We start from the raw sequence: 6,677 nt of genomic DNA, 5'->3' as shown, positions 1-6,677 counted from the left end.
AAAACCGGCGACCCCGCCGCTGCTGGGGCGGGCCAGGCGCACGTTACCCTCCTCCATCCGGCGGGTGTTGCACTCTTTCCACGGGTTTTGCGCCCGGCCAATCACCACCGTATCGGCGTTGCGCCACAGGAACAGCACCCGCTGGGTTGCCGGCATCTGGCGGAAAATAGACTCCTCAACCGCGAGGTTGAACCACGGATCGTAAGAGTCGGAGAGCAGCAGGCGTAGCGTCGACATTGGCGATTTCCTTATTCATCTTTATCTTCGTCCTGTACCGGCTTATTAGCGGTAAGCAGGAATGGCGACTGCTGCCAGCGGGTGCGTTTACCCTGCAGCAGGGTGCGGGTCAGCACGACGCCGATAGCCAGCGACAGCAGCAGCATCAGGCGGAGAATATTGGTGGTATTATCCACCTGTTTTGCCTCGGTCGCTAACGTATGGGTATCCAGCGTCAGGCGCAGGTAGCCGAGCGGACCGTTTTTGCCCTGAATAGGTTCGACGATTTGCTGATTAAAGTAGCCGCCGGCCTTTTTGCCGTCGAGGGCGAGCCTGTCGCGCACGTTGACGCCTTCGCCGGAGCGGGCCACCAGATCGCCCTGGTCGTCATAGACCCCGGCGTCCAGGATGCGGCTCTGTCGGGTCAGCTGCTCCAGCAGCTGGCCGATGCGCTTCTCATCGGGCGTTTCGCTGCGCATTAACGGCGCAATATTTAGCGACACCTGCTGGGCAAGCGTGCGGGCCAGCTCTTCCAGCTGCGGGTTACGCTGCTTTTGGCTGTTCTGGCTGAACCACGAGGCTCCCTGCATCAGGGCGACAAGAAGCGCCAGACAGATCAGAACGATGACGGCGCGATGCAGTCGGAATTTCAGTTTTGCGCGTACCATATTCCACCTTTAATATTTGCAGCTTAATGTTGCCAGAAGCGCTGGTTACAAGGTAGCCTCATGCGTTATTTTCCTCGCCTGAATGAAGAAACCTGGAGCCGTAATGCCAAACAGTTTGACCTGGTGCGATCTGCCCGAAGATGTTTCCCTGTGGCCTGGATTACCGCTTTCGCTGAGCGGTGATGAGGTCATGCCGCTGGATTATCACGCCGGACGCAGCGGCTGGCTGCTCTACGGCCGGGGCCTTGATAAGCGCCGTTTAACCGACTGGCAGCGTGAGCTGGGCGCGGCGCTGGTTATCGTCGCCTCCTGGGTCGTTGAGGACTATCAGGTGATTCGTCTGGCCGGCTCTCTGACCCTGCGCGCAACCCGGCTGGCGCACGAAGCCGGGCTGGACGTCGCGCCGCTGGGCAAAATCCCGCACCTGCGCTCGCCGGGGCTGCTGGTGATGGATATGGACTCCACCGCCATTCAGATCGAGTGTATCGATGAAATTGCGAAGCTGGCGGGAACCGGCGAGCTGGTATCGGAAGTGACCGAACGCGCGATGCGCGGCGAGCTGGACTTTACCGCCAGTCTGCGCCAGCGGGTGGCAACGCTGAAAGATGCCGATGCGAATATTTTGCTGCAGGTGCGCGACGCGCTGCCGCTGATGCCGGGGCTGACCCAGCTGGTGCTGAAGCTGGAAGCGCTGGGCTGGAAGGTGGCTATCGCCTCCGGCGGCTTCACGTTCTTTGCCGAGTACCTGCGCGACAAGCTGCATCTCGACGCCGTGTTCGCCAATGAGCTGGAAATTATGGACGGTAAGCTAACCGGCAACGTGACGGGCGATATCGTCGACGCTAAGTACAAAGCCGCGACGCTGCGCAAGCTGGCGGAAAAATATGAAATTCCGCCCGCGCAAACCGTGGCTATTGGCGACGGTGCCAACGATCTGCCGATGATCAAGGCCGCGGGCCTCGGTATCGCCTATCATGCAAAACCAAAAGTGAACGAGCTGGCGGAAGTGACAATCCGCCACGCTGACCTGATGGGGGTATTCTGTATTCTCTCGGGCAGCATGAACCAAAAGTAAGAGGTTAACGTGGCGAAAGCTCCAAAACGCGCATTTGTCTGTAATGAATGTGGTGCGGATTACCCCCGCTGGCAGGGGCAGTGCAGCGCCTGTCATGCCTGGAATACCATCACCGAGGTGCGTATTGCCGCTTCGCCGCAGGTGGCGAGAAACGAGCGTCTGACGGGCTACGCCGGTAATGCCGGCGTGTCGAAGGTGCAGAAACTTTCGGAGATCAGCCTCGAGGCGCTGCCGCGCTTTTCCACCGGCTTTAAGGAGTTTGACCGCGTGCTTGGCGGCGGCGTGGTGCCGGGGAGCGCGATTCTGATTGGCGGCAGCCCGGGCGCGGGGAAATCGACGCTGCTGCTCCAGACGCTGTGCCGGCTGGCGGAAGGCATGAAAACTCTGTACGTCACCGGGGAAGAGTCGCTGCAGCAGGTGGCGATGCGCGCGCATCGTCTGGGGCTGCCAACGGCCAATCTCAACATGCTCTCCGAAACCAGCATTGAGCAAATTTGCCAGATCGCCGACGAAGAGAAGCCGCAGCTGATGGTCATCGACTCGATCCAGGTGATGCATATGGCCGACGTCCAGTCCTCGCCGGGCAGCGTGGCCCAGGTGCGTGAGACCGCCGCCTACCTGACGCGGTTTGCCAAAACCCGCGACGTGGCGATTATCATGGTGGGTCACGTCACCAAAGACGGCTCGCTGGCCGGGCCGAAGGTGCTCGAACACTGTATTGACTGCTCGGTGCTGCTGGATGGCGACGCCGATTCCCGCTTTCGCACCCTGCGCAGCCATAAGAACCGCTTCGGCGCGGTGAATGAGCTGGGCGTCTTCGCGATGACCGAACAGGGGCTGCGCGAAATCAGCAACCCTTCGGCGATTTTCCTCAGCCGCGGCGATGAGGTCACTTCCGGCAGCTCGGTGATGGTGGTCTGGGAAGGCACCCGTCCGCTGCTGGTGGAGATTCAGGCGCTGGTCGATCACTCGATGATGTCCAACCCGCGCCGCGTGGCCGTGGGGCTGGAGCAGAACCGTCTGGCGATACTGCTGGCGGTGCTGCACCGTCACGGCGGCCTGCAGATGGCCGACCAGGACGTGTTTGTTAACGTCGTTGGCGGGGTGAAGGTGGCGGAAACCAGCGCGGACCTGGCGCTGCTGCTGGCGATGGTGTCGAGCCTGCGCGATCGTCCGCTGCCGCACGATCTGGTGGTGTTTGGCGAAGTGGGGCTCTCCGGCGAGATCCGCCCGGTGCCCAGCGGCCAGGAGCGCATCTCCGAGGCGGCCAAGCACGGCTTCCGCCGCGCCATCGTCCCGGCGGCCAACGTGCCGAAAAAAGTACCGGAAGGGATGCAAATCTTTGGCGTGAAAAAGCTTGCGGATGCGCTAAGCGTTTTTGACGACTTATAATTAAATATCCGTCGCCTTTCCGGCGGCAGGTGTGTTGGCGGCGTCGCTTGCCCGAATCACTGAGTTCACTCAGCTCATCGGGATTTGCGCTTGCCGCCAGCAGAAACCCACAGGATATTTTTTCAGTATTGCTCAAGCAGGAGGCTCTTGTGTCATCGTTCGACTATCTCAAAACCGCGATTAAGCAAAAAGGCTGCACGCTGCAGCAGGTGGCTGAAGCCAGCGGGATGACCAAAGGCTATCTGAGCCAGCTGCTGAATGCGAAAATTAAGAGCCCGAGCGCGCAGAAGCTGGAAGCCCTGCACCGCTTTCTCGGCCTTGAGTTCCCGCGTCGGCAGAAAAGCGTCGGCGTGGTGTTTGGTAAATTTTACCCGCTGCATACCGGCCATATCTATTTGATCCAGCGCGCCTGCAGCCAGGTCGACGAGCTGCATATCATCATGGGCTATGACGATACTCGCGACCGCGAGCTGTTTGAAGAGAGCGCCATGTCGCAGCAGCCGACGGTGCCCGACCGCCTGCGCTGGCTGCTGCAAACCTTCAAATACCAGAAAAACATCCGCATTCACGCCTTTAATGAAGAGGGGATGGAGCCTTATCCGCACGGCTGGGACGTCTGGAGCCACGGGATCCGCGCCTTTATGGACGAGAAGGGCATTCAGCCGAACTGGATCTATACCTCGGAAGAGTCCGACGCCCCGCAGTATCTGGAGCATCTGGGGATCGAAACGGTACTTATCGATCCTAAACGGACCTTTATGAGCATCAGCGGCGGGCAGATCCGCGAAAACCCGTTCCGCTACTGGGAATATATCCCCACCGAAGTGAAGCCGTTCTTCGTGCGTACGGTGGCGATCCTCGGCGGCGAATCGAGCGGTAAATCGACGCTGGTCAATAAGCTGGCCAACATCTTCAATACCACCAGTGCCTGGGAGTATGGCCGGGACTACGTCTTCTCGCATCTGGGCGGTGACGAGATGGCGCTGCAGTATTCTGACTATGATAAAATTGCGCTTGGGCACGCGCAGTACATTGATTTTGCTGTGAAATATGCCAATAAAGTGGCGTTCATCGATACCGATTTTGTCAGTACCCAGGCGTTCTGTCTGAAGTATGAAGGCCGCGAGCATCCCTTCGTCCAGGCGCTGATTGACGAGTACCGTTTCGACCTGGTTATCCTGCTGGAGAACAATACGCCGTGGGTGGCCGACGGTTTACGCAGTCTGGGAAGCTCGGTGGATCGTACGGAGTTCCAGACCCTGCTGGTGTCGTTGCTGAAAGAGAACGAAATAGACTTCGTGCACGTGAAAGAGGCGGACTACGATACGCGCTTTCTGCGCTGCGTTGAGCTGGTGAAGCAGCTGATGGGCGAGCCGGGCTAACGGGCGCGATGGCCGTATTATGCGGCGGCGGCGATGAACAGAAAAACGGGTGGCCTGGGCCACCCGTTTTTTATTACCTGTTCTTATTACTTGGCAATACGTTTGTACTTGATGCGCTTCGGCTCCAGCGCATCGGCGCCGAGGGTGCGCTTCTTGTACTCTTCGTATTCGGTAAAGTTACCTTCGAAGAACTCCACCTTGCCTTCATCCTGGTAATCCAGAATGTGGGTCGCGACGCGGTCAAGGAACCAGCGGTCGTGCGAGATAACCATCGCACAGCCCGGGAACTCCAGCAGGGCGTTTTCTAACGCGCGCAGGGTTTCGATATCCAGGTCGTTGGTTGGTTCATCGAGCAGCAGAACGTTACCGCCAACCTGCAGCAGCTTGGCGAGGTGCAGACGACCGCGCTCACCGCCGGACAGCTCGCCGACGCGTTTGCCCTGATCGACGCCCTTGAAGTTAAAGCGGCCAACGTAGGCGCGGCTCGGCATCTCGGTGTTGCCGATCTTCATGATATCCAGCCCGCCGGAGACCTCTTCCCACACGGTTTTGCTGTTATCCATCGCGTCACGGAACTGATCGACGGAGGCCAGCTTGACGGTATCACCCAGGGTAATAGAACCGGCGTCAGGCTGTTCCTGACCGGACATCATGCGGAACAGGGTGGATTTACCCGCGCCGTTTGGCCCGATGATCCCGACGATGGCCCCTTTCGGTACCGAGAAGTTCAGGTCGTCAATCAGCAGGCGATCGCCGTAGGATTTACGCAGGTTGGTGACCTCAACGACTTTATCCCCCAGACGTGCTCCAGGCGGAATAAACAGTTCGTTGGTTTCGTTACGTTTCTGGTATTCAACGCTGTTGAGCTCTTCGAAGCGCGCCAGACGGGCTTTGCCCTTAGACTGACGGCCTTTGGCGCCCTGGCGGACCCACTCCAGCTCTTTCTCAATGGACTTGCGGCGCGCCGCTTCCTGAGAGGCTTCCTGGGCCAGACGCTGATCTTTCTGCTCCAGCCAGGAGGAGTAGTTGCCTTCCCACGGAATGCCTTCACCGCGGTCGAGCTCGAGGATCCAGCCGGCGACGTTATCAAGGAAGTAACGGTCGTGGGTAATGGCCACAACGGTGCCTTCGAAGTCGTGCAGGAAGCGTTCCAGCCAGGCCACGGATTCGGCATCCAGGTGGTTGGTTGGTTCGTCGAGCAGCAGCATGTCCGGTTTTTCAAGCAGCAGGCGGCACAGCGCCACGCGGCGGCGCTCACCGCCGGAGAGGTTGGCGATTTTGGCATCCCAGTCCGGCAGGCGCAGGGCGTCGGCCGCGCGCTCGAGCTGGACGTTCAGGTTATGGCCGTCGTGCGCCTGGATTATCTCCTCGAACTTGCCCTGCTGTGCGGCGAGCTTATCGAAGTCGGCGTCCGGCTCGGCATACTTAGCGTACACCTCATCGAGGCCTTTCAGGGCGTTAACCACTTCGGCAACCGCCTCTTCCACGGACTCGCGAACGGTCTGCTCCGGGTTGAGCTTCGGCTCCTGCGGCAGGTAGCCAATCTTAAGGCCCGGCTGCGGGCGGGCTTCGCCTTCGATATCGGTATCGATACCGGCCATAATGCGCAGCAGGGTGGACTTACCGGCGCCGTTCAGGCCGAGAACGCCGATCTTCGCGCCAGGGAAGAAGCTCAGGGAGATATTTTTCAAAATATGACGTTTCGGCGGAACCACTTTGCCGACACGATGCATGGTATAAACGAATTGAGCCACGTTGGACTTCGCCTCTTTTATATACTCTTCAACCTTCAGGCTGCATTAGCGAGAATGATTTTGAGTAGGGTAGTGAATAGTTTTCAAAGGCGAAGTGTAGCCTTTTTCGCGCTTTAATCCCAGAGAGGCGATGGGATTCACAGAAGAGTAAAAAAATGTTCAGGACGTGGCGCGTTTGGCGTTGTCTGGT

6 protein-coding genes are annotated in these 6,677 nt (G+C 59.1%); 3 read left to right on the top strand and 3 right to left on the bottom strand.

Features of this window, described 5'->3' with window-relative positions; all coding sequences use genetic code 11:
- A partial coding sequence (locus PFH44_RS11215; protein WP_463671544.1) for a lipoyl protein ligase domain-containing protein occupies positions 1 to 237 on the bottom strand: 237 nt, incomplete at its 3' end.
- An 11-nt stretch (positions 238 to 248) separates the two neighbouring features.
- On the bottom strand, positions 249 to 884 hold the full coding sequence (locus tag PFH44_RS11210; RefSeq protein WP_045860070.1) for a YtjB family periplasmic protein: 636 nt from the start codon (positions 882 to 884) through the stop codon (positions 249 to 251).
- Positions 885 to 987: 103 nt separating this feature from the next.
- Here PFH44_RS11210 and serB point away from each other — a divergent pair, with 103 nt between their 5' ends.
- The 3 genes from serB to nadR all read left to right on the top strand — a co-directional run bounded on the left by serB (position 988) and on the right by nadR (position 4,733).
- A complete protein-coding gene (gene serB, locus PFH44_RS11205; RefSeq protein WP_045860068.1) occupies positions 988 to 1,959 on the top strand; it encodes a phosphoserine phosphatase in 972 nt (323 codons plus the stop codon).
- Between the two features lie 9 nt (positions 1,960 to 1,968).
- Entirely contained in the window at positions 1,969 to 3,351 is a 1,383-nt protein-coding gene (gene radA, locus PFH44_RS11200; protein WP_041143954.1) for a DNA repair protein RadA, read from the top strand.
- A gap of 149 nt (positions 3,352 to 3,500) precedes the next feature.
- Entirely contained in the window at positions 3,501 to 4,733 is a 1,233-nt protein-coding gene (gene nadR / locus PFH44_RS11195) for a multifunctional transcriptional regulator/nicotinamide-nucleotide adenylyltransferase/ribosylnicotinamide kinase NadR (protein ID WP_283825035.1), read from the top strand.
- A gap of 86 nt (positions 4,734 to 4,819) precedes the next feature.
- Here the strand turns inward: nadR and ettA are convergent, their stop codons facing one another.
- Complete coding sequence (gene ettA, locus PFH44_RS11190; protein ID WP_041143956.1) at positions 4,820 to 6,487, bottom strand: energy-dependent translational throttle protein EttA; 1,668 nt, start codon at positions 6,485 to 6,487, stop codon at positions 4,820 to 4,822.
- Between the last annotated feature and the right edge of the window lie 190 nt (positions 6,488 to 6,677).

The organism is Klebsiella sp. Ech2A (assembly GCF_030078455.1).
Classification (GTDB): Bacteria; Pseudomonadota; Gammaproteobacteria; order Enterobacterales; family Enterobacteriaceae; genus Klebsiella; species Klebsiella terrigena.
The sequence above is the reverse complement of the archived record's forward strand: the minus strand, read 5'-3'. Positions and strand labels throughout refer to the sequence as shown.